We start from the raw sequence: 20483 nt of genomic DNA, 5'->3' as shown, positions 1-20483 counted from the left end.
AGGCGATAGTTAACAGCACCCTGAGGGCTTATTCAACGGTCACCGACTTGGCGAGATTGCGCGGTTGGTCGACATCCGTGCCTTTTACCAGGGCCACGTGATAGGCCAGCAGCTGGACGGGAATCGCATAGACCAGCGGCGCGATCAGCGGGTGGACCACCGGCATCTCGATCGTCGCGATGCAGCCCTCGCCCGCTTCGGCAAGGCCCTTGCCATCGGAAATCAGCACCACCTGCCCGCCGCGCGCGCGCACTTCCTCCATGTTGGAGACGGTCTTTTCGAACAGCGGGCCCGACGGCGCGATCACCACCACCGGCACGGCTTCGTCGATGAGGGCGATGGGCCCGTGCTTCATCTCGCCCGCAGCATAGCCTTCGGCGTGGATGTAGCTGATTTCCTTCAGCTTCAATGCGCCTTCCAGCGCCAGCGGATAGTCCTGCCCGCGCCCGAGATAGAGCACATCGCGGGCCGGCGCGATAAGGTGCGCCATCGCCGCGATATCATCATCATGATCGAGCGCGGCGTTGAGGGCAGCGGGCGCTTCGAGCAGGTGGTGGACGATCTCCGCCTCCTGTTCGCGCGACAGCCGGCCCTTCTTCACCGCCATATGGGCCGCGAGCGCCGCGAGCACGGCAAGCTGGCAGGTGAAGGCCTTGGTCGAGGCGACGCCGATTTCCGGCCCGGCGTGGGTCGGCAGCAGCAGATCGGCCTCGCGCGCCATGGTGCTGGTGGGCACGTTGACGACCACCGCGATGGTCTGGCCATTGGCCTTGCAATGCCTGAGCGCGGCGAGCGTATCGGCGGTCTCGCCGCTCTGCGAGATGAACAGCGCCAGGCCGCCCTCTTCCAGCACCGGCTCGCGGTAACGGAACTCGGACGCCACATCGATGTCCACCGGCACGCGGGCGAACTGCTCGAACCAGTACTTCGCCACCATCCCGGCATAGAAGGAGGTGCCGCAGGCGACGATGGTGAGGCGGCGGATCTGCGACAGGTCGAAATCGATCTGCGGCAGCGCCACGGAATTGTCCGAGCGGCGCAGATAGGAGGCGAGCGTCTGCGCCACCACGGTGGGCTGCTCGTAGATCTCCTTCTGCATGAAGTGGCGGTAATTGCCCTTCTCCACCGCCGCCGCCGAAGCGCCCGAGGCGCGGATCTCGCGGGTGACGGGCCGGTTCTCGGCATCGTAGATCTGCGCGCAATCGCGGCGCACCACCACCCAGTCGCCCTCTTCGAGATAGGCGATGCGCTGGGTCAGCGGGGCGAGCGCCAGCGCATCGGAGCCGAGATACATCTCCGCCTCGGCGCCTTCGGGGCCATAGCCCAGCACCAGCGGCGAGCCGAGACGCGCGCCGATCAGGAGGTCCGGGTGCTGACGGAACGCAATCGCCAGCGCAAAGGCTCCGCGCAGGCGCGGCAGCACGGTGCGCACCGCCGTTTCCGGATCGGCGCCGTTCTCCACCTCTTCGGAGATCAGGTGCGCGACAATCTCGGTATCGGTCTCGCTCTCGAACTTGCGGCCCTTGGCGGCGAGCTCGGCGCGCAATTCCTTGTAGTTCTCGATGATGCCATTGTGGACGATCGCCACTTCGCCGGTCGCATGGGGGTGGGCATTGGCCGAAGTCGGCGCGCCGTGGGTGGCCCAGCGGGTATGCGCAATGCCGACAAGGCCGGGGGCCGGATCGCCCGCCAGCACCGCGGCCAGATTGGCGAGCTTGCCCTCCGCCCGGCGGCGCACCAGCGCGCCATCGTGCAGCGTGCAGATCCCGGCGCTGTCATAGCCGCGATATTCCATGCGCTTCAGTCCATCGACCAGCCGGTCCGCCACGCTGGCGCTGCCAACAATCCCGATGATTCCGCACATAGGCCTATCGTCCCTTCTGCTGCCCGAGTGCCGCTCTAGCCATTAGTGCCTGTTCGGCAAGGGCCTGCGTGCCGCAAGCGATGCCTCGGCTGCCCGCGCGCACCAGTCTGATACAGCCGCGCAGGCGAGCCTGACGGCTTTAGGGAAAAAATAAGCTTTCCCCAATATTCACCATTTTTCGGAAGATACCCTTCGCTTCAATGGCGAAAGACGGGTGGAACAGATTTATGAGCCTTGGGGGCTGGGAATGAGCGCATTCGGCAAGAAGGGCAACGCTGGCGGACTGAAGCCGGGCGCAAGGCCTGCTTTCGGGGTCGCGCGTCCGATGAAGGGGGCCGGCGTCCCCGGCGTCGCCCCGCGCGGTGGCGAACAATTCCCGCCGATCCCGGGCGAAGGCTCGGCCGAACGCGTCGCTCCGGCGCCGTCCGCTGCCCCCGCCGCACCCTCGCGGCCGGCCTCCAGCGCAGAGGCGATGGACCGCCTCAACGAACGCATGACTTCGGTCAACGAAGGCAATTCGGAAGTCGGCGGCTTTGAAGCCAGCGTCCACGAGATCAAGGAACAGGTGCTCCCGCGCCTGCTCGAACGCGTCGATCCCGAAGCGGCGGCGACGCTGTCCAAGGAGGAACTCTCCGAGGAATTCCGCCCGATCATTCTCGAAGTGCTGGCCGAGCTCAAGGTCACCCTCAACCGCCGCGAGCAATTCGCGCTGGAAAAGGTGCTGATCGACGAGCTGCTGGGCTTCGGCCCGCTCGAAGAACTGCTCAACGATCCCGACGTGTCCGATATCATGGTCAACGGGCCGGATCAGACCTACATCGAAAAGAAGGGCAAGCTCCAGCTCGCCCCGATCCGCTTCCGCGACGAACAGCACCTGTTCTCGATCGCGCAGCGCATCGTGAACCAGGTCGGCCGCCGCGTTGACCAGACCACGCCGCTGGCTGACGCCCGCCTCAAGGACGGCAGCCGCGTGAACGTGATCGTCCCGCCGCTGTCCTTGCGCGGCACCGCGATCTCGATTCGTAAGTTTTCCGAAAAGCCGATCACGCTCGATATGCTGCGCGACTTCGGCTCGATGTCGGACAAGATGTGCACCGCCTTGAAGATCGCGGGCGCGTGCCGGATGAACATCGTCATCTCGGGCGGTACTGGTTCGGGTAAGACGACCATGCTCAACGCCCTGTCGAAGATGATCGACCCGGGCGAGCGCGTGCTGACCATCGAAGACGCGGCGGAACTTCGCCTGCAGCAGCCGCACTGGCTGCCGCTCGAAACCCGCCCGCCGAACCTTGAAGGCCAGGGCGCGATCACCATCGGCGACCTTGTGAAGAACGCCCTGCGTATGCGTCCTGACCGGATCATCCTGGGCGAAATCCGCGGCGCGGAGTGTTTCGACCTCCTCGCCGCGATGAACACCGGTCACGACGGCTCGATGTGTACGCTCCACGCCAACTCCCCGCGCGAGTGCCTTGGCCGTATGGAGAACATGATCCTGATGGGCGACATCAAGATCCCAAAGGAAGCCATCAGCCGCCAGATCGCCGAATCGGTCGATCTGATCGTGCAGGTGAAGCGTCTGCGCGACGGCTCGCGCCGCACCACCAACATCACCGAGGTGATCGGGATGGAAGGCGACGTGATCGTGACGCAGGAGCTGTTCAAGTTCGAATATCTCGACGAGACCGACGACGGGAAGATCCTCGGCGAATTCCGCGCCTCGGGCCTGCGCCCCTACACGCTCGAAAAGGCGCGCCAGTTCGGGTTTGACCAGGCTTACTTGGAGGCGTGTCTCTGACACGCCGATCCGGACCCTCCGGCCCGGATCTTTCGGCCTAACCGGCCGGCGGCCGTTCGGCCTTGCGGACCCTTCGGGTCCGGTTACCTGTCGATAGAGGTTGCTTCTTCAGTCCCTCCCTGTTGCCTAGCAATGGGGAGGTGGCACGTGCCGCTGGCGCGTGACGGAGGGGTAATTCTACAAACTCCCCAACACCACCGGCAGGCTCATCGCCAGGCATCCGCCGCCGATGATCGCGGCGATCATGAACAGGCCGGTCCACGGCACCCAGCCCACCTGCTCCAGCCGTGCCACATCGCGGCGGCGGGCGCGGCGGCGCTCCATCAGCATCGCCAGCGCAGCAAAGGCCCAGAACGCGCCCCCCACCGCGGCAAGCTGGGCGGCATCGCTGAGCAGGGCAAATTGCGCGAACAGGTTCATGGCGCGCTGATGTAGGGGCTGTGCGCGCTTGCACAAGCCTCGCGCCTCGGCCAAGCCATCGGGCGATGGATGGCTCGATCGCCCGCCCCCGCCCGCTGCTCGCGCTGTTCGTGCGGCTGCTTGCCGCCTTCGCGCTGGCGACGATGGCGATGCTGGTGAAGCTCGCAGGAGAGCGCGGCGCGCATCTGGTCGAGCTGATCTTCTGGCGCCAGCTCATCACCATGATCCTGCTGGGCGCAGGGCTCGCCATCACCGGCCGGATCGCCTTGCTGCGCACCAAGCGCCTCGGGGCGCACGGACGGCGCGCGGCCTCGGGCCTGTTCGGCATGATCTTCACCTATGGCGCGGTGCTGCTGCTGCCGCTGGCCGAAGCGACGACGCTGGGCTTTACCGCGCCGATCTTTGCTGTGCTGATCGCCATCGCCCTGTTCGGCCAGCGCATCGGCCCGTGGCGCTGGGGCGCGGTGGGGATCGGCTTTGCGGGCGTGCTGGTGGTGATGCAGCCTTTCGGCACCGCGCATGAAGGCGTGACGCTGGCGGGCGTGGCGGTGGGCCTCGTCGCGCCCTTCATGGTCGCGCTCATCAGCTTCCAGTTGCAGGATCTCAACACCACCGAAAACCCGTGGAGCATCGTCTTCTGGTTCGCCGCGCTGACGACCCCAGTCGCCGCGCTGGCCCTGCCCTTCGTGATGGCGAGCCACGATCCGCTCACCTGGGCGCTGATCCTCGGCATGGGAGTAGTCGGCGGGGGCGCGCAGATGCTGCTCACCACCTCGCTGCGGTTCGGCTCGGCGGCGGTGATCCTGCTGATGGACTACACCTCGCTGCTGTGGGCGAGCGTATATGGCTATTACGTCTTCGACCGCGCCGCACCCGCCAGCCTGTGGCTTGGCGCGCCGTTGATCATTGCCGCAGGGGTGATCATCGCATGGCGCGAACGGCGTCTCGCAAAGGGTCTGGCCAGCGCTTCACGCGCGGGTCAGGAATAAGGGCCTAGCCTCGCGCGTTGAAGCCTTGAACGATTGGAGCCTCTCATGATTCGCAAAACGATTTTCGCCGTGGCGCTCGCCGCCCTGACGGTCACGACCACCGCCTGCAACACGGTCGACGGGCTGGGGGACGACATCAAGTCGGTCGGCCGCGCAGGCAAGCGCGCGATTGATTAAGCGGCTCTATAGACGAGGATGATGTTGTTCGCCGGAAGCGCATATCGGGCGCTTCTGGCCATGCCCAGCCCGGCAGCAACCGCGTCCAGCGCCTCGGCCTCGATATAGGGGCCATGCGAAACGGCGGCTCACCCCCCGTCTCGCTGCGCTCAGATTGTGATCGGGCCGCCTTGCACCATCGCTTAGGCCAATCCGCAAGGTCCATGCTGATGGCCTCGTCGCAGTCTCGCCCCGTGTGCGGCCAGCAACAACGCCGCTCCGGTTACTGTCAGCATTTGATCGGCCACCTCGCTTGCGGTGAACAGCGCGCCGATCAATGCGGCGAAGGCTGCCAGCACCAGTCCGCTCTGCCAATGGCCCGGCTTGCCGCGCAGCAGCACTGGCCCGCTGACGAAGATCACCGGGATGATCAACGCAGCGTGGAGCCATTCTTCGTCGCGTAACGCCTCTGGCAAAGCGGCGAGCATCACCACTGGCAAGCTCGCGAGCAGCCACGGAAGCGCAAGGCAATGCAAAAGGCAAAGCGCCGAGAGGCCGATGCCCAAGCGGTGCCACGGCGCCTCGCCGCCCGCCGATGGAAGTGAAGTTGCCATCCCACGCCCCTATTGAGTTATGATACAACATAACGTAATGGCCTCGCGCCCCGTTTCAAGTATCAGCCGACAGGAGTTGACGCATGAATGCAATCTCCCTCTCACCTGCCGATCGCCGCTTGCCCGTCACCGTGCTGTCCGGCTTTCTCGGCGCGGGCAAGACCACGCTGCTCAACCACATTCTTGCCAATCGCGAGGGAAAGCGCGTGGCGGTGATCGTCAACGATATGAGCGAGATCAATATCGATGCCGATCTGGTGCGCGGCGGCGAGGCAGCGCTGTCCCGCGCGGAAGAAACGCTGGTCGAGATGACCAATGGCTGCATCTGCTGCACCTTGCGCGACGATCTGCTCAAGGAAGTGCGCACACTCGCCGAGGAAGGCCGCTTCGACTATCTCGTGATCGAAAGCACCGGCATTTCCGAACCCCTGCCGGTCGCCGCCACCTTCTCGTTCCGCGATCAAGATGACGAGTGCCTTGGCGATGTCGCACGGCTTGATACCATGGTGACGGTGGTTGATGCGCTCAACCTGCTGGCCGATTATTCGAGCACGGATCTGCTCTCTGCGCGCGGCGAAACGGCGGGCGAAGGCGATGATCGCTCTCTGGTGGGCCTGCTCGTCGAACAGATCGAATTCGCCGACGTTGTGATCGTCAACAAGGCGAGCGCTGTAAGCCCCGAACAGCTCGCCACAGTCAAGCAGGTGGTCGCGTCATTGAACGCCGATGCACGGATCATTGAGGCGGACTTCGGCATGGTCGCGCTCGACACGATCCTCGATACCGGACTGTATGATGAGGAGCGTTCCGAACAGCACCCGCTGTGGATGAAGGAGCTCTATGACTACGCCAGCCACCGCCCGGAGAGCGAGGAATATGGCGTCGAAAGCTTCGTCTACCGCGCGCGGCGGCCGTTCCACCCGGCGATGTTCTACCGCTTCCTGACCGGCGATGCGCTCGACAAGGTGATCCGCGCCAAGGGCCACTTCTGGCTCGCCACTCGCACCGATTTTCTCGGCGAGTTGGCGATTGCCGGGCATCAGAAAAGCGTCAGCCGCATGGGCCGCTGGTGGGCCGCCGTCCCGAAGAACCGCTGGCCGGATGATGGCAGTTTCGAGGAATTCGTGATCCGCCACTGGGACGCCGTTTGGGGTGACCGGCGGCAGGAACTGGTGTTCATCGGCATCGGGCTGGACAAGGCTGCGATCACTGCGGCGCTCGACGATTGTCTGCTCCCCACGGACGAATTCACTCCGGACAAGTGGGAGCGCCTCAACGATCCCTTCCCAGCTTGGGGAGAAGCGCAGACCGTGCTTGAGCCGGTTTGAGGTGACGGGATCGGTCAAGACCCGGCTGGTGGTTGCTGCGGGCGCAATGCTGGTCTCGCTCGCCCATTGCGCCCCGTTGGCGGCACAGGATGACACGGCGCCGCCCCCGCCTGCACCTCCACCTGCCGCGGCGGTCGAGGCCTATCCGCGTGCCTTCTTTGACCGCTTCTACCCCCAGACCGCACTCGAACTGCTGGAACGCGTGCCCGGGTTCAGCCTCGATACCGGCGCAGAGCTGCGCGGGTTTGCAGGTGCGGCGGGCAATGTGCTGGTCGATGGCGAGCGGCCGACGATCAAAGCGGGCGGGCTCGAGGACTTCCTCAGCCGCATCCCCGCCGATGCGATCGACCGGATCGAGGTGACACGCGGTGCCCAGCGCGCCGGGGAAACTGCCGGACAGGGCCTGATCGCCAACGTCATCCGCAAACCGCAGAGCTTTGCCGGCACCTGGTCGGGCGAGCTGGAACGCAATCCGGCAGGCCTTGTCTACCCGCGCGGCGAGGTGTCCTTCACTGCACCGCTGGGCGCATGGTCAACCACCACGAAAGTGAACGCTTTCTGGGAACAGTTCACGTTTGACAACATCGACCGCATCCGCCGCGATGCGGGCGGCAGGCTCGTAGCGTTTGAGGAGGAGACCCTGCCTTCGACCTTGCGCGATGCCTTCATCGCGACCGAGGCCAAGCGTCTGCTGGCGGGCGGAACGCTGACCATCAACGCGCGCTTCGGCAACAGCCGTTACTACCAAGAGACCGGACGCGATGGTTTTCTGGGTCGCGAACCCGATGGCGGCCCCGCAGACCGCCGCTCGGATATCCGTCTCGATTCCGAATTCTGGCAAGGCGAGCTGAGCGCAGATTGGACGGGTCAGGTCGCACATGGGTGGGTGCTGAAGCTGCTCGGCCTCGGTTCGGTGCAGGCTAGCGAGGTCAGATCGGCCAATGTCATCTCGCAGCCGCCCGCCAGCCCGCCGATAATCAACCGCTTCGCCGCCCAACGCATGCCCATCGAGGCGCTCACGCGCGTTACGATCGGCAAGCTCGAAGGCGGTTTGCGGCCCGAATTCGGGGTGGAGCTGGCCTATAACCGGCTCGATTCCCGCATCGCGCTTGAGGTGGAAGATGCAGGCGGGGTGCGTCCGATCGCGCTGCCTGCATCGGATGTCGCCGTTTCCGAATGGCGCGGCGAGACCTTCGGCAATCTCACCTGGGTGCTCGCCCCCCGCTGGACGCTGGAGGCTGGGATGGCGGCGGAATTCTCGCGGATCACTGTTTCCGGCGATACCAGCGGGCGCAATGAATTCACATTTCTCAAGCCTTAGCTGGCGCTGACCTGGCAGGCTTCGGGATCAGTGCAGCTGCGTGCCGCGATGCGCCGCACTGTCGGCCAACTGGATTTCAACGATTTCGCCGCCTCCGCCAATGCCGAGGATGATCGCTTGCTGGCGGGCAATCCCGATCTCGGCCCCGACCAGACCTGGCGTGCCAGTATAACCGCCGACCTGCGTCTCCCCCGTGGCTTCGCGCTCAATGCGCAAGCCTTCCACGAATGGCGCGCAGACGTGCTCGAACAGGTGATCCTGCCGAGCGGAGTGCCGGGCCTCGCCAATGCCGGTTCGGCGCGGGTGTGGGGGATCGAGACCGAGGCGGCGCTGCCGCTCTCCGGCTTCATCAAGGGCGGACTAATCGAGATCTCGGCCAATTTCCGAGACGCATCTTTCCGCGATCCGATCACCGGAGAAACGCGGGTGGTGACGGGCCTTGCCAATCCCGACATCGCCATCGATTTCCGACAGGATCTGAGCGACGCGCGGATCGCCTGGGGCATGACTTATGAACCCGCGCGGCGCACCAGCACCGTCTTCGCCAACGAGTCGATCATTGACCGACGCGGACGGCGCATCACCGCCTTCGCAGAAACGACGCGGTTCTTCGGGGTCAAGATGCGACTGGAGGCAAGCAACCTGTTCCAGACCCGTTTCCCGCGCGACCGCCAGCTTTTCGCATCCGACCGCAGTGGGGCCTTCATCGGAACCGAGGTGCTGGACCGGGAGCGCGGCGAGTTTGTGACCTTCACGATTTCGGACCAGTTCTGATACTGACACGGCTCCCGCCGAGTCCTTCCCGAAGGCCGATATGGGGTCGATCGCCGAACGGCAGCTTTTTTCGCGTCCACAAAAAGCGGACACTGCGAGGCCGTTCCATGCTCTACGGCGAACGCTTTCTGTAGACGAGCGTCAGGTTGTTGGCTGGCATTTCGTACCGGCTGGAGCGCTCGAAACCATGCTCCGATGCAACGCGATCTAGATCCTCAAGGCGGCGCAGGCCCCAAGCGGGGTTGCGCGACTTGAGGCTGGCATCGAAGTCGAGATTGGAGGGCGCGGTTTCCACGCCTGCCTCGATATAGGGGCCATAGAGCACCAGCGGGCCGCCGCTCGCCCCCAGCACCCGCGCCGCGCCTGCAAACAGGCCAAGGGTCGCCTCCCACGGGCTGATGTGGACCATGTTGATGCACACCACCGCGTCAGCCTGCTCGATCGGCCAGCTTTCGGGTGCGGCGGCATCGAGCATCAGCGGGGCGGCGAGATTGCGGCCCGCGTAATCCTCCCGGTAGGCCGCGATCGAGGCCAGCGCCTCGGCTGAAGGATCACTCGGCTGCCAGCGGAGCGCGGGGAAATGGCCCGCGAAGAACACCGCGTGCTCGCCCGTCCCCGCCGCGATCTCAAGCACCGCGCCCTGCGTCGGCAATTCACGCGCCAGCACATCGGCAATCGCTGCGCGGTTGCGCAGGGTGGCAGGCGCGTGCTGCTTCGCCATCAGGAGACCTGCCGCTCCTGCCCTTCCCAATAGGGTGCGCGCAATTCGCGGCGCAGGATCTTGCCAGAGGCGTTGCGCGGCATCAGCGGGATGACCTCGACGCTCTTGGGCGCCTTGAAGGCCGCGATCCGCTCGCGCGCCCAGGCGATGACGTCGGCCTCGTCCACTTCCATGCCCGGCTTGGCGACGACACAGGCCTTCACCTCCTCGCCCCACTTGGCGCTCGGCACGCCGATCACCGCGACCTCGGCGATGGCGGGGTGGCCGTAGATCGCGCTCTCCACCTCTGCGGGATAGACGTTCTCGCCGCCCGAGATGATCATGTCCTTGATGCGGTCCTGGATGTAGACATAGCCGTCCTCGTCCATCACGCCCGCATCGCCGGTGTGGAGCCAGCCGTCGGGATCGATGGTCTTGGCGGTGGCTTCGGGCAGCTTCCAGTAGCCCGCGGTGTTGGAGGGCGAGCGGATGCAGACCTCGCCGATATCGCCGCGCGGCACCTCTTTGTTGTCGCTCCCGCGCACTTCGATCTCGACGCCCGGGCAGGCCTTGCCCGCCGAGCGCATGCGCTGGTTGCCTTCGAGGGAGTGATCCTCGGGCGGGAGGATCGAGATCGTGCCGCTGGTTTCGGTCATGCCGTAGGCTTGCAGGAACTTGGTGGTGGGCATGGTGCGCACCGCTTCCTTGAGCAATTCCAAGGGCATGGGCGCAGCGCCATACATCAGATATTTGAGGTTGGAGAAATCCGTGGTCGCCGCGCGCGGGTGCTGGACCACCATCTGCAAGGCGGCCGGCACGATGAACATATGGGTCGCGCCTGCCTCGATCGCTTCGAGCACGCCGACGGGGGAGAATTCCGCCTGCACGAGGCTCCTCACCCCGCTCGCCACCGCGATATTCACCAGCCCCGTCCCGCCAATATGCGCGCAGGGCATGGCGACGAGCATGCAGTCACCCGGCTCGTAGAACTGCCAGTCGAGCCCTGCCGCAACCCCCGCATTGCGCAGGCCCAGCAGATTGGTGTTCGACAGCATCGCCCCTTTGGGATTGCCCGTGGTGCCCGAGGTGTAGAGCTGGAGCACCGGATCATGCGGGCCGGGCGGGGTATAGTCAGCAGGCTCGAAGCCCGCCGCTGCGGTGCGCGCGGCCTCGGCCTCGATCACTTCGGGATTGGCCGGAACATCGCCCGCCACCTGATGCGCCGTCTCGACGAAATCGGCATCGGCAAACAGCAGCTTCGCGTCGGTATCGGTGAGGATATAGGCAATCTCGCGCGGGGCGAGGCGCCAGCCGATTGGCACCATCACCGCCCCCATGCGGGCCGCTGCGATATAGAGCAGGAAGTAGATATCGCGGTTCTTGCCGAGCCACGCCACCCGGTCCCCCGCAGCAATGCCGCGCGCCTGCATCAGCGCGATCAGCCGCCGCGTCAGATCATCGGCCTCGGCATAGGTGGTGACCCGCCCCTCCTGATCGAAGGCGTGTCCATCAGGCCGCTCCTTCGCCCAGAAGTGCATGATCGCATCGAAGGTCTGATGATCGTGAAAGGCGTTACGTGCCATGGCCGTGCTCTCTCCCAAAAGCGTTTGCGAGAGTTAAGCGGAAGCGGCCGCGCCGGTCTACCTGCGATTTAGCGAAACCGGCCCTGTTTGCGCGCGGCAGGCTCGCGGATCAGCAGCCACAGGCCCAGCCCCAGCGGCCCGGCCATGAAGGTCGCGAACAGCACCGGCGCCTGGATGAAACGCGAGATGTTCTTCGCATCGCCATCGCGCGCGATCCACAGGCCGACGAACAGATCGAAGGCGAGATAATGCGTCCAGCCGATCGTCACCCCCGGATCGCTGGCGAAGATCGAACGCACGCCCGCAATCGTGGTGAAATCCGCGCCACCGCCCTGCGGTTTGGGGATGAGGCCCGAGAGCAGCCCGATCAGCCCGGTCGCATAGATCAGGCACAGCAGGCCCACGCCCAGATAGAGCACGCCCGAAAGCAGCGCCGGCCAGCGCGGCAGGAATATCAGCCCCACCCACGCGATCAGCGCGAGCAGATTGACCATGGAGAACACCGCGTTCCAGTCGATCATGCCTCTTCCCCCGTCTCGCGCACCCGCCGCCATTCGCGCGCGGCGCGGCGCATCGCCTCGTTATCATGGGTAAAGCGCCCGCCTGCCCGCCGCAGCGCAAGGCCCAATGCCGCCTCGGCCACCAGCGCGGCATCGATCGAGCGGAACCGTTCCCACTTGCCCGACAGCAGCGGATCGATCAGCGGCGCAGCGATGATCGCGGCGCGCTCGGCAAAGCGCAGGTCGTACACCCGCTCGCCGCGCAGCAGGCCGGGATGGAGAATGTCGAGCCGCTTGAAACCCACACGCGAGACGGCGTCTTCGGCCTCGCCCTTCACCCGCATGTAGAAGCTCTTGGAGCGCGCATCGGCCCCCGCCGCGCTCACCAGCACCATGTTGGGCACGCCCGCCGCCTTGGCCGCCTCGGCCGTTTTCAGCACCAGATCGAAATCGACCGCGCGGAAGGCCGATTGATCGCCGCCCGCCTTCTTCATCGTCGTGCCCAGCGCACAGATCAGCGCGCGCGGGCGCACGGCTTCGAGCACCTCGGCCCATTTGTCCGGCTCGGCGACGAACATTTCCATCCGCGCACCCGGCGGCAGCGGCGCCTCGCGCCGGGCAATGCCGAGAATGCGCGCCTCGTCTCCAAGGCTCGCGATTGCGATCACCTTGCGCCCGACAAGACCGGTCGCGCCGACCAGCGCGACGCGAACGGGCCCCCGCGCCAAAGACCGCGCGTCAGACATTGATCAGCCCCGCCGGCCGTTCGCCATAGATCGCGGTGCAGGCCTGCATCGCAAAGCGATCGCTCATCCCCGCGATGAAATCGGCGATCACCCGCGCGCGGCCCGGATCGGCGGCGGGCAGGCGCGCCTGCCAGTCCTCGGGCATCAGCCTGGTGTCCTGCGCATAGGCCGCAAACAGCCGGGCGACGACATCGCGCGCGCGCTCTGCCGCAGCCACTTGCTCGGGGTGGTAATAGAGCCGTTCATACATGAAGGACTTGAGGCGCCGCTCCTGCGCGGCCATCGCGGGCGAGAAGCCGGCCAACTGCCGCCCGGCCTCGCGCACTTCGGCGACCGAGCGCAGGCCCTTCACCTGTTCTCGCGTATGTTCGAGCACATCGTTCACCATCAGCCCGATCGAATCCCGCACCATCTCGCGCAGCAGGCGCTCGCGCGGGGCATTGGGGAAGCGCTTTTCGACCGCACGCCACTGGTCCGCGACGAAATCGAGGGTGAGCAGGTCATCGAGTTCGAGAAACCCTGCGCGCAACCCGTCGTCGATGTCGTGATTGTCATAGGCAATATCATCCGCCACCGCCGCCACCTGCGCCTCAAGCGAGGGCCATGTGCCGAGCATCAGCGGGAAGGCCTCGTCGAGCTCCGCCAGCGCCCAGTTCGGCGCGATCACCGGGCCGTTGTGCTTGGCGAGGCCCTCGAGCAGATCCCATGTGAGATTGAGCCCGTCATGCTGGGGATAGGGACACTCGATCCGCATCACCGTGCGCAGCGCCTGGGCATTGTGATCGAACCCGCCGTGGCGCGTCATCGCTTCGGAGAGCGCCGCCTCGCCTGCATGACCGAAAGGCGGGTGGCCGAGATCATGCGAGAGGCACAGGGCCTCGGTCAGATCCTCGTCCAGCCCCAGCGCGCGGGCAATCACGCGGCCGATCTGCGCGACTTCAAGGCTGTGGGTGAGGCGGGTGCGATAGTGATCGCCCAAGGGCGCGATGAAGACCTGCGTCTTGGCCTTCAGCCGCCGGAAGCTCATCGAATGGATGATGCGGTCGCGGTCACGCTGGAAGGCGCTGCGCGGCCCGCGCTGTTCGCCGGACGCGGCGGAGGATTCTCGCCCGAATTCTCTGGGGCCATGGGCGTCAGGATCGGCGGCGTAGGGGGCGCGGGTCATCTCACAAGCGCTTAGGTGAGGACAGGAAAGCGCTCAACCGGAACACAGCGGGAACCCTGCACAAAGGGGCGGATGAACAGCGGCTGGAAGCGGGGAGATATGGGGCCGCCTACCGGTGTTGGGGGGGAAGGTGAGGCGGCCCCAAGGGCCTGTCGGTGCGACCCGAAGACCCGGAACCGCCATCGCTTGTCGCTCTGACAAATTCCGAGCGTGCCCCTAACGTCAACGTTAAGGGGTTGCACCCCTTGCAACCCGGCCATGCGCCGGAACGTTTCAGTTTAAGGACGAGCCGGTAATTCATGCACTTTCCGGCAACGTTGTATCATTTCAATCACAGGGATCCGGCGGGATCCGGCTGTCCGGGCGCGCTCAGTGGACCCCTTCCTGATCGAGAATCCAGTTCGCCGCCGCCTCGCAATGGATGCGGGTGCTGTCGAACACCGGCAGGACATTGGCATCGACATCGACCACCAGATCAAGTTCGGTGCAGGCGAGCACAATCGCCCGCGCCCCGTCCTGCGCCATGTTGGTGATGATGGTCTTCATCTGGCGCTGCGCCTCGCGGGTGACCTTGCCCACCATCAGCTCGTCATAGATGATCTTGTCGAGCATCTCGACGAAGGCCATCTCCGGCGGCAGCAGATCGATCCCGTGGGCGACGAGACGCTTGCGATAGAAGCTCTCGGTCATGACGTTGCGGGTGCCGATCAGGGCGGCATTGGTGTGGCCGGCACGCTTGATCGCCATGCCGACATATTCGGCGATGTGGAGGATGGGGATGTTCACCGCCGCCGCGACATCATCATAGAGGCGGTGCATCGAATTGGCGCCGATGATCAGCGCTTCGGCCCCTGCCCCTTCCAGCCGCCTTGCGCTTTCGGTGAGCACAATCGCGGCGCGCTGCCAGTCACGCTCTTCGCGCAGGGCATAGAGCTGGGCGAAATCGAGGCTTTCGATGAGGAGCGGAGCAGACGCCATCGGGGCGGCGCGTTTCTGGACGATGCGGTTGATCCGGTCATAATACATGGCGGTCGACACCCAGCTCATGCCGCCGATGATCCCGAGTTTGCGCAAATCCGCGTCCCCTTTTTATGTGCAGGTGCGAAGAGGTGTAGCGAGGTTTTTTCCCTCGCGTCCATAGGCCCGCAAAACGGTGCGTCTTACCGCGCGGGCAGACTGCCGGAATGGGCCGCGAGCCACGGCGTGAGATCGCCCAGCGTCGCCTCCACCGCCTCTTCCTGCGGCAGGTGGCCGATCCTGGGATAGACCACCAGTTTGCTGCCCGGGATGGTCTTTTCGAGCCAGTATCCCGCCTCGACCGGGATCACGCGGTCCTCCTCGCCCCACAGGATCAGGGTCGGCACCTTGACCGCGGCAATGTCCTGCGCAGCGAGCGGGTCATAGGGCTGGCTGAAGCGCGTGAGCGTCGCCCGCCGGTTGCCGGGATAGCGCAGCATTTCCCAGTAGCGATCCACCGCCGCCTCGCTCGCCACCGACTTCACCGATACGCTCTGTTCGAGGCTCTGCTGGATGAGGAAGCGCGGGGTGATCTGCTCGGCAATGCGATTGAGGCCCGGCATGCGCGCGATGGTGAAGCCGATATTGCCGCCGCCCTTCTTCTCCTCTTTCTTGTCGCTCGCGACCTTGAGCATCGGCCCGCCGCTGCCGTCGACCAGCACGAGGCCCGTCAGCCGCTCGGGATGGGCGATGGCATAGGCAAGCGCGTGCTTGCCCCCCATCGAATTGCCGCCGATCACGAAGCGCTCAAGGCCCAGCTTGTCCGCCACCGCGCCGATATCGGCGACGAAATTGGCGGTGGAGTAATCATCCTGCGGATCAGGCCCGGTGAGGCCATGGCCGACCTGATCGAAGCGGATCACGCGGTATTGGCCCTTCAATGCCTCCACCCACGGCTGCCAGGTGTGGAGATCGGCATTGGAGCCGTGGAGCAGGATGATCGCGGGCGCGTCTTTGGGCCCCTCGTCGCGCAGGTGGACAGTCACCCCGCCGCCGATCTCCACGAATTGCGACGGGGGAGCGCCGTATTTCGCGCGCATCTCCGCGACATCCGTGTCGGGCGTGCGCAACACGAGGAAGGCAATCAGGAGGATGCCGAAAAGCGCTAAACCTGCGCGCACAAGCCACTTTTTCATTTCATCTCCGCAATCCAGCGCCGCACCACTGCCACGCCATCCTTGTCGACGCTCGATTTGCCGAGTTCGGGCATGGCGATGCCCGGCTCGGCGCTGTCCATCCGGTAGAGCAGGATCGAGGCGTCGGGCGCGCCCGGCACGACCGAGAAATCATGTCCGCCAGCCCCGCGGCCCGCCGCGACCGGGCGCTTGGCGATGCCGATCGCGTGCGCGTCCTGCTGCTCCCAGCGCAGATCGAGGCCCGAATTGGACGCGCCCCCGCCCGGCTGGTGGCAATGGGCGCAGTTCACATCGAGATAGGCGCGCGCCAGCGGCGCAGCGGGGCCGGTCGCATGGGTGCGCCAGTCGGGCAGACGATTGCCGCCCGCAATGTCGCCCGCCAGCACGCCCTTGGCGCTCATGTCGCCCAGCCAATCGGCGGAGAGATTGCGCGCCTTGGGGCCGATCGGGATCACCGCGCCGTCCTTGGAATGGCAGGTCTTGCACTGGTTCTTGTTAGGGATGGCATAGGAGATCGCCTCCCCCGCCGGTGTGGTGAGGTCGACCCGCCCGCCCGCCAGCGCCAGTGTCGCGTCGGTCTGCTCGATGTTCCAGCGATAGGGCAGCGCCACCCAGCCTTCCGCGCGGTGGAGCAGCACGCGGGTCTCGATCAGGCGGCGCTCGGCCCCTTCGCCAAAGGCAAAGGTCTTGATGATCGCCGCGCCGACCGGAAAGCGCAGCAGGCCCTCCCCGTCGGCGGCAAGCTGCGTGCCTGCGGGCAGGTAGATGAAGCGCAGCTTCTCCGCCCCGTCCGACCACAGCGGGGTGTTGAGCGCGTAAGGGTGAACCCGCGCGCCCGGATCCTGCCTGCGCCCATCCTGAAAGAAGGCATATTCGCTTAAGGATTTGGGAAAACCCGAGCCCATAATCGCCGCATCATTGACCGGCGCCGGCTCCAGCACCGTCGCATCGGCCAGCGCCGCGCCAAAGGTGGCGCAAGCGAGCGCAAGGAGGCCGAGGCCGCGCTTCACTTCAGCCGCGCCTCCAGCTCGGCGGGCGCGCCGACATCGGGGAAGGCCCAGCTTTCCAGCGGGGTCAGCTCCAGCGGCCCGGGCTGGGCTTCGGCAAGGCTCTGGCCAGGCTTCGAGAGGTTGAGCGTCCAGCCCGTCACCCCCTCGGCAATCCTGAGGCCGGTGTCCTCGTCCTCCTTGATGCCGTCCCAGAGCACCGGCGGCAGCGCTCCGCCGAAAGCGGCAAGCAGCGCCTCCTTGCCATCAAGCTGCGGATCATCCCCCCCGCGCCCGAAGGCGTTGGGCCCGACGATCACGTTGCGGGCATAGGGGTTGTAGCGCGGATCCTCGAAGAGCTGGACATAGGCCACCACCATCACGTGGGCGGTGGGGTTGTTGTCGAAGGCGTTGTCCTCGATCAGCACGCCGTCATTGGCCATCACCAGCACGCCGGTGCCACGCCTGACGCTGGCGACGATATTGCCCGGAGGCGCGAAGTTGGGCGTGTCGTTATCGGACACCACATTGCCGCGCAGGATCACATTGCCCCCGCCCATGACGGGCAGACCGGGCAGGTCGAACACCAAGAGGCCGCCGGTATTGCGTGTGGCGACATTGCCCGTGACCAGCGCGTTGCGGCTGTTCTCGATCTCGATCCCGGCGACGTTGAACTTGGCGATATTGCCCTGAACCGTGATGTCGCGGCTCTGGCCGACATAGATCCCCGCATCCGATGCGCCCGAGACGATCGAGCCCTGCACCAGCACGCCGGTGCTTTCGACAGGATAGATGCCATAGGCGCCGTTGGTAGCCTTCGGCCCGCCAGTCCATTCGACCCGGATGGCATGATAGACGATATTGTCTGCGCCCTTGGACTTGATCCCGTCGCCCTTGGGGTTCTCAACCGCGAAATCGCGCAAGGTGACATTGTCGCTTGTGACGAGAAGCCCCTCGCCCGCGCCCGCCTGGGTGGTGAAGTCGAGCACCGACTTGTCCATGCCCGCCCCGCGCACTGTCACCCCGTCGACATCGAGGCTGAGCCCGTCGGTCAGCGCAAAGCGACCCTCGCCCAGTTCGATCACATCGCCGGGCGCGGCCAGAATCAGCGCCTCCTGCAAGCGCTGGCCTGCGCCCTCGCCCGCCTCGACGCGGTGGGTTTCGGCAGCCAGCGGCGCGGTGCTCGCGAGCAAGGCGGCGGCAAAAGCGATGCGGTTCATGATGTTCTCCCTCTCCGCTGCGCAGTGTGGCGCATTGGGGGGAGAAAAGGCAAGCGCGGAGCTTCTTACCCCAAACCGATGGCGCACAGCCCCGCGCTCGTGGTCAGCACGGCGACCGCCTCGCCGTCGCCCACGCGCCGCAGCCGCTTGATCATCTCGCCAAGGCCCTCGGCATTCTCCGGCTCGCCTTCCTGCGGGGCCATGCCTTGCCGCAGCTTCCACAGCTGGCCGAGCGTCAGGCGCTCCACCATCCGGTCGGCCATGCACTCGGCGCGGTTCTCGCCGAGGCCCGAGGCCACCAGCGAGCCCTTGACCTGCCAGGCGACCAGCGGATCGGCAAGGCCCGAGGCCAGCGCTCCGCCCGCCAGTCCGGCCAGCACGACAATCCAGAGCAGCAGCTTCTTCATTGCAGCGTGGCCCTTAATCGAGCGACTTGACGATTTCCTCGACCATCTTCTTCGCGTCGGCGAGGAGCATGACGGTCTGGTTCATGTAGAACACGTCGTTATCGACCCCGGCATAGCCCACGCCGCCCATCGAGCGCTTGATGAAGAACACCTGCTTAGCCTTGTCGACGTCGAACACCGGCATCCCGTAGATGGGGCTGGACTTGTCGGTCTTGGCGGCCGGGTTCACCACGTCGTTCGCGCCGATGATGAAGGCGACGTCGCACTGGGCGAATTCGGAGTTGATGTCTTCGAGTTCGAACACCTCGTCATAAGGCACCGAAGCCTCGGCCAGCAGCACGTTCATGTGCCCGGGCATACGGCCGGCGACGGGGTGGATGGCATACTTCACCTCCACGCCCTTTTCCTTGAGCTTGTCGCCCATTTCCCTGAGCGCGTGCTGGGCCTGGGCGACCGCCATCCCGTAGCCGGGGATGATGATGACCTTCTCGGCCTGTTCGAGCATGTAGGCCGCGTCTTCAGCCGAGCCCTGCTTGTAGGGCCGCTGTTCGCGCGCGCCGCCAGCACCGCCGCCAGCGCCCGCGTCGGCACCAAAGCCGCCCGCGATCACCGAGATGAAGCTGCGGTTCATCGCGCGGCACATGATGTAGCTGAGGATCGCCCCCGAGGAGCCGACCAGCGCGCCGGTGATGATCATCGCGCTGTTGCCCAGCGTGAAGCCCATCGCCGCCGCCGCCCAGCCCGAATAGGAGTTGAGCATCGACACCACGACCGGCATGTCCGCCCCGCCGATCGGGATGATCAGCAGGAAGCCGATGATGAAGGCGAGCACGGCGACCGCGATGACCATCCAGCCCTCGCCCGCCCCGCCAGCCGGCGAGATGGTGTAGGCGGCAATCAGCCCGAGGATCGCGGCCAGCGTGCCGAGGTTGATGACATGGCGGCCCGGCAGCATGATCGGCGAACCGCTCATCCGGCCCGAAAGCTTGAGGAAGGCGATGATCGAACCCGAGAAGGTGATCGCCCCGATGGCGATGCCAAGGCCGAGTTCGACGCGGCTCACGGCAAGGATCTGCCCGGCTGCGTCAACGATCCCGAAGGACTGCGGATCGAGCCACGCGCCAAGGCCGACGACCACGGCCGCGAGACCCACGAGGCTGTGGAAGCCCGCGACGAGTTCCGGCATCGCGGTCATCGCGATGCGGCGGGCGACAACCACGCCGATCGCGCCGCCGATGCCGACCGCGATCAGGATTTCGACGATGTTGGCGATGTTGTGGGTGACAAGCGTCGTACCCACTGCCAGCGCCATGCCGATCATGCCGTTGCGGTTGCCGGTGCGCGAGGTGGCGGGGCTCGAAAGCCCGCGCAGCGCGAGGATGAAGAACACGCCCGAAACGAGGTAGGCGAGCATCGCCCATGCCGGGGTGCCGCCTTCACCGGATGCGGCTGCGGAAAGCAGGGAGAAGTCCATGCTCACTTCTCCTTCTTCTTGTACATCGCGAGCATGCGCTCGGTCACGGCGAAGCCGCCGAAGATGTTGATGCTGGCGAGCACCACCCCGAACAGGCCGAGATATTTGGCGATCGGGCTGGCGGCTTCCGCCGACGCGATCAGCGCGCCGACGATGATCACCGAGGAGATCGCGTTGGTCACCGCCATCAGCGGAGTGTGAAGCGCCGGGGTCACCGACCAGACGACGTAATAGCCCACGAAGCAGGCCAAGACGAAGATCGACAGGATAGAGATAAAGTCCATGGGC

General features: G+C 65.7%; 21 protein-coding genes. 6 read left to right on the top strand and 15 right to left on the bottom strand.

Annotation, left to right across the window (positions count from 1 at the left end):
- Positions 1-28: 28 nt before the first annotated feature.
- A complete protein-coding gene (glmS, locus tag RSE14_RS14555; protein ID WP_324074852.1) occupies positions 29-1864 on the bottom strand; it encodes a glutamine--fructose-6-phosphate transaminase (isomerizing) in 1836 nt (611 codons plus the stop codon).
- Between the two features lie 247 nt (positions 1865-2111).
- On the opposite strand from glmS, the gene RSE14_RS14550 reads away from it, so the two are divergent.
- On the top strand, positions 2112-3659 hold the full coding sequence (locus tag RSE14_RS14550; RefSeq protein WP_324074850.1) for a TadA family conjugal transfer-associated ATPase: 1548 nt from the start codon (positions 2112-2114) through the stop codon (positions 3657-3659).
- Between the two features lie 177 nt (positions 3660-3836).
- Here the strand turns inward: RSE14_RS14550 and RSE14_RS14545 are convergent, their stop codons facing one another.
- Positions 3837-4079: a hypothetical protein gene (locus RSE14_RS14545; protein ID WP_324074848.1), complete on the bottom strand. Its 243-nt coding sequence runs from the start codon at positions 4077-4079 to the stop codon at positions 3837-3839.
- A 65-nt stretch (positions 4080-4144) separates the two neighbouring features.
- Between RSE14_RS14545 and RSE14_RS14540 the strand changes: the two genes are divergently transcribed.
- Both RSE14_RS14540 and RSE14_RS14535 read left to right on the top strand, forming a co-directional pair.
- Positions 4145-5068 carry a DMT family transporter gene (locus tag RSE14_RS14540; protein WP_324074846.1) on the top strand — a complete coding sequence of 308 codons (924 nt, stop codon included), beginning with the start codon at positions 4145-4147 and terminating at the stop codon, positions 5066-5068.
- 45 nt (positions 5069-5113) lie between these two features.
- Positions 5114-5245, top strand: a complete 132-nt coding sequence (locus RSE14_RS14535) for an Entericidin EcnA/B family protein (RefSeq protein WP_324074845.1) — start codon at positions 5114-5116, stop codon at positions 5243-5245.
- Between the two features lie 182 nt (positions 5246-5427).
- On the opposite strand, the gene RSE14_RS14530 is transcribed toward RSE14_RS14535, so the two are convergent.
- Complete coding sequence (locus RSE14_RS14530) at positions 5428-5838, bottom strand: MerC family mercury resistance protein (RefSeq protein WP_324074844.1); 411 nt, start codon at positions 5836-5838, stop codon at positions 5428-5430.
- A gap of 83 nt (positions 5839-5921) precedes the next feature.
- Between RSE14_RS14530 and RSE14_RS14525 the strand changes: the two genes are divergently transcribed.
- From RSE14_RS14525 to RSE14_RS14515, 3 genes are read left to right on the top strand one after another with little or no spacing between them, the layout of a single operon-like run.
- Entirely contained in the window at positions 5922-7166 is a 1245-nt protein-coding gene (locus tag RSE14_RS14525) for a GTP-binding protein (RefSeq protein ID WP_324074843.1), read from the top strand.
- Positions 7153-8487, top strand: coding sequence for a TonB-dependent receptor plug domain-containing protein (locus RSE14_RS14520; RefSeq protein WP_324074841.1), 1335 nt, complete (start codon positions 7153-7155; stop codon positions 8485-8487). Before RSE14_RS14525 ends, RSE14_RS14520 begins: the two co-directional genes overlap by 14 nt.
- Positions 8488-9261, top strand: a complete 774-nt coding sequence (locus tag RSE14_RS14515; protein WP_324076941.1) for a TonB-dependent receptor domain-containing protein — start codon at positions 8488-8490, stop codon at positions 9259-9261.
- 112 nt (positions 9262-9373) lie between these two features.
- Here RSE14_RS14515 and RSE14_RS14510 read toward each other — a convergent pair whose 3' ends face one another.
- From RSE14_RS14510 to RSE14_RS14455, 12 genes are all read right to left on the bottom strand, one after another.
- Positions 9374-9982: a DUF938 domain-containing protein gene (locus RSE14_RS14510; RefSeq protein WP_324074840.1), complete on the bottom strand. Its 609-nt coding sequence runs from the start codon at positions 9980-9982 to the stop codon at positions 9374-9376.
- On the bottom strand, positions 9982-11544 hold the full coding sequence (locus RSE14_RS14505) for a long-chain-fatty-acid--CoA ligase (RefSeq protein WP_324074838.1): 1563 nt from the start codon (positions 11542-11544) through the stop codon (positions 9982-9984). Before RSE14_RS14505 ends, RSE14_RS14510 begins: the two co-directional genes overlap by 1 nt.
- A gap of 68 nt (positions 11545-11612) precedes the next feature.
- Entirely contained in the window at positions 11613-12065 is a 453-nt protein-coding gene (locus RSE14_RS14500) for an ABA4-like family protein (RefSeq protein ID WP_324074836.1), read from the bottom strand.
- The gene (locus RSE14_RS14495) at positions 12062-12790 is read right to left on the bottom strand and encodes an NAD(P)H-binding protein (protein ID WP_324074835.1); all 729 of its coding nucleotides are present in this window, start codon (positions 12788-12790) and stop codon (positions 12062-12064) included. Before RSE14_RS14495 ends, RSE14_RS14500 begins: the two co-directional genes overlap by 4 nt.
- Entirely contained in the window at positions 12783-13955 is a 1173-nt protein-coding gene (locus RSE14_RS14490) for a deoxyguanosinetriphosphate triphosphohydrolase (RefSeq protein ID WP_324074834.1), read from the bottom strand. Before RSE14_RS14490 ends, RSE14_RS14495 begins: the two co-directional genes overlap by 8 nt.
- Before the next feature lie 369 nt (positions 13956-14324).
- Positions 14325-15029: an aspartate/glutamate racemase family protein gene (locus RSE14_RS14485; protein ID WP_324074833.1), complete on the bottom strand. Its 705-nt coding sequence runs from the start codon at positions 15027-15029 to the stop codon at positions 14325-14327.
- Positions 15030-15115: 86 nt separating this feature from the next.
- The gene (locus RSE14_RS14480) at positions 15116-16108 is read right to left on the bottom strand and encodes an alpha/beta fold hydrolase (RefSeq protein WP_324074831.1); all 993 of its coding nucleotides are present in this window, start codon (positions 16106-16108) and stop codon (positions 15116-15118) included.
- Positions 16105-17118 carry an SO2930 family diheme c-type cytochrome gene (locus RSE14_RS14475; RefSeq protein WP_324074829.1) on the bottom strand — a complete coding sequence of 338 codons (1014 nt, stop codon included), beginning with the start codon at positions 17116-17118 and terminating at the stop codon, positions 16105-16107. Before RSE14_RS14475 ends, RSE14_RS14480 begins: the two co-directional genes overlap by 4 nt.
- Complete coding sequence (locus RSE14_RS14470) at positions 17115-18314, bottom strand: parallel beta-helix domain-containing protein (protein ID WP_324074827.1); 1200 nt, start codon at positions 18312-18314, stop codon at positions 17115-17117. Before RSE14_RS14470 ends, RSE14_RS14475 begins: the two co-directional genes overlap by 4 nt.
- Positions 18315-18379: 65 nt before the next feature.
- A complete protein-coding gene (locus tag RSE14_RS14465) occupies positions 18380-18721 on the bottom strand; it encodes a hypothetical protein (RefSeq protein ID WP_324074826.1) in 342 nt (113 codons plus the stop codon).
- Positions 18722-18734: 13 nt separating this feature from the next.
- Complete coding sequence (locus tag RSE14_RS14460) at positions 18735-20195, bottom strand: NAD(P)(+) transhydrogenase (Re/Si-specific) subunit beta (protein WP_416379353.1); 1461 nt, start codon at positions 20193-20195, stop codon at positions 18735-18737.
- Between the two features lie 2 nt (positions 20196-20197).
- Entirely contained in the window at positions 20198-20479 is a 282-nt protein-coding gene (locus tag RSE14_RS14455) for an NAD(P) transhydrogenase subunit alpha part 2 (RefSeq protein WP_069309790.1), read from the bottom strand.
- Positions 20480-20483: the final 4 nt, after the last annotated feature.

Source organism: Erythrobacter sp., assembly GCF_035194505.1.
Lineage (GTDB): Bacteria > Pseudomonadota > Alphaproteobacteria > Sphingomonadales > Sphingomonadaceae > Erythrobacter.
The sequence above is the reverse complement of the archived record's forward strand: the minus strand, read 5'-3'. Positions and strand labels throughout refer to the sequence as shown.

Excerpts from the sequence above, each read along its gene's own strand:
- glmS (WP_324074852.1), bottom strand. The coding sequence starts at position 1,864 with ATGTGCGGAATCATCGGGATTGTTGGCAGCGCCAGCGTGGCGGACCGG.
- RSE14_RS14550 (WP_324074850.1), top strand. The coding sequence starts at position 2,112 with ATGAGCGCATTCGGCAAGAAGGGCAACGCTGGCGGACTGAAGCCGGGC.
- RSE14_RS14545 (WP_324074848.1), bottom strand. The coding sequence starts at position 4,079 with ATGAACCTGTTCGCGCAATTTGCCCTGCTCAGCGATGCCGCCCAGCTT.
- RSE14_RS14540 (WP_324074846.1), top strand. The coding sequence starts at position 4,145 with ATGGATGGCTCGATCGCCCGCCCCCGCCCGCTGCTCGCGCTGTTCGTG.
- RSE14_RS14535 (WP_324074845.1), top strand. The coding sequence starts at position 5,114 with ATGATTCGCAAAACGATTTTCGCCGTGGCGCTCGCCGCCCTGACGGTC.
- RSE14_RS14530 (WP_324074844.1), bottom strand. The coding sequence starts at position 5,838 with ATGGCAACTTCACTTCCATCGGCGGGCGGCGAGGCGCCGTGGCACCGC.
- RSE14_RS14525 (WP_324074843.1), top strand. The coding sequence starts at position 5,922 with ATGAATGCAATCTCCCTCTCACCTGCCGATCGCCGCTTGCCCGTCACC.
- RSE14_RS14510 (WP_324074840.1), bottom strand. The coding sequence starts at position 9,982 with ATGGCGAAGCAGCACGCGCCTGCCACCCTGCGCAACCGCGCAGCGATT.
- RSE14_RS14505 (WP_324074838.1), bottom strand. The coding sequence starts at position 11,544 with ATGGCACGTAACGCCTTTCACGATCATCAGACCTTCGATGCGATCATG.
- RSE14_RS14500 (WP_324074836.1), bottom strand. The coding sequence starts at position 12,065 with ATGATCGACTGGAACGCGGTGTTCTCCATGGTCAATCTGCTCGCGCTG.
- RSE14_RS14495 (WP_324074835.1), bottom strand. The coding sequence starts at position 12,790 with ATGTCTGACGCGCGGTCTTTGGCGCGGGGGCCCGTTCGCGTCGCGCTG.
- RSE14_RS14490 (WP_324074834.1), bottom strand. The coding sequence starts at position 13,955 with ATGACCCGCGCCCCCTACGCCGCCGATCCTGACGCCCATGGCCCCAGA.
- RSE14_RS14480 (WP_324074831.1), bottom strand. The coding sequence starts at position 16,108 with ATGAAAAAGTGGCTTGTGCGCGCAGGTTTAGCGCTTTTCGGCATCCTC.
- RSE14_RS14470 (WP_324074827.1), bottom strand. The coding sequence starts at position 18,314 with ATGAACCGCATCGCTTTTGCCGCCGCCTTGCTCGCGAGCACCGCGCCG.
- RSE14_RS14465 (WP_324074826.1), bottom strand. The coding sequence starts at position 18,721 with ATGAAGAAGCTGCTGCTCTGGATTGTCGTGCTGGCCGGACTGGCGGGC.
- RSE14_RS14460 (WP_416379353.1), bottom strand. The coding sequence starts at position 20,195 with ATGGACTTCTCCCTGCTTTCCGCAGCCGCATCCGGTGAAGGCGGCACC.
- RSE14_RS14455 (WP_069309790.1), bottom strand. The coding sequence starts at position 20,479 with ATGGACTTTATCTCTATCCTGTCGATCTTCGTCTTGGCCTGCTTCGTG.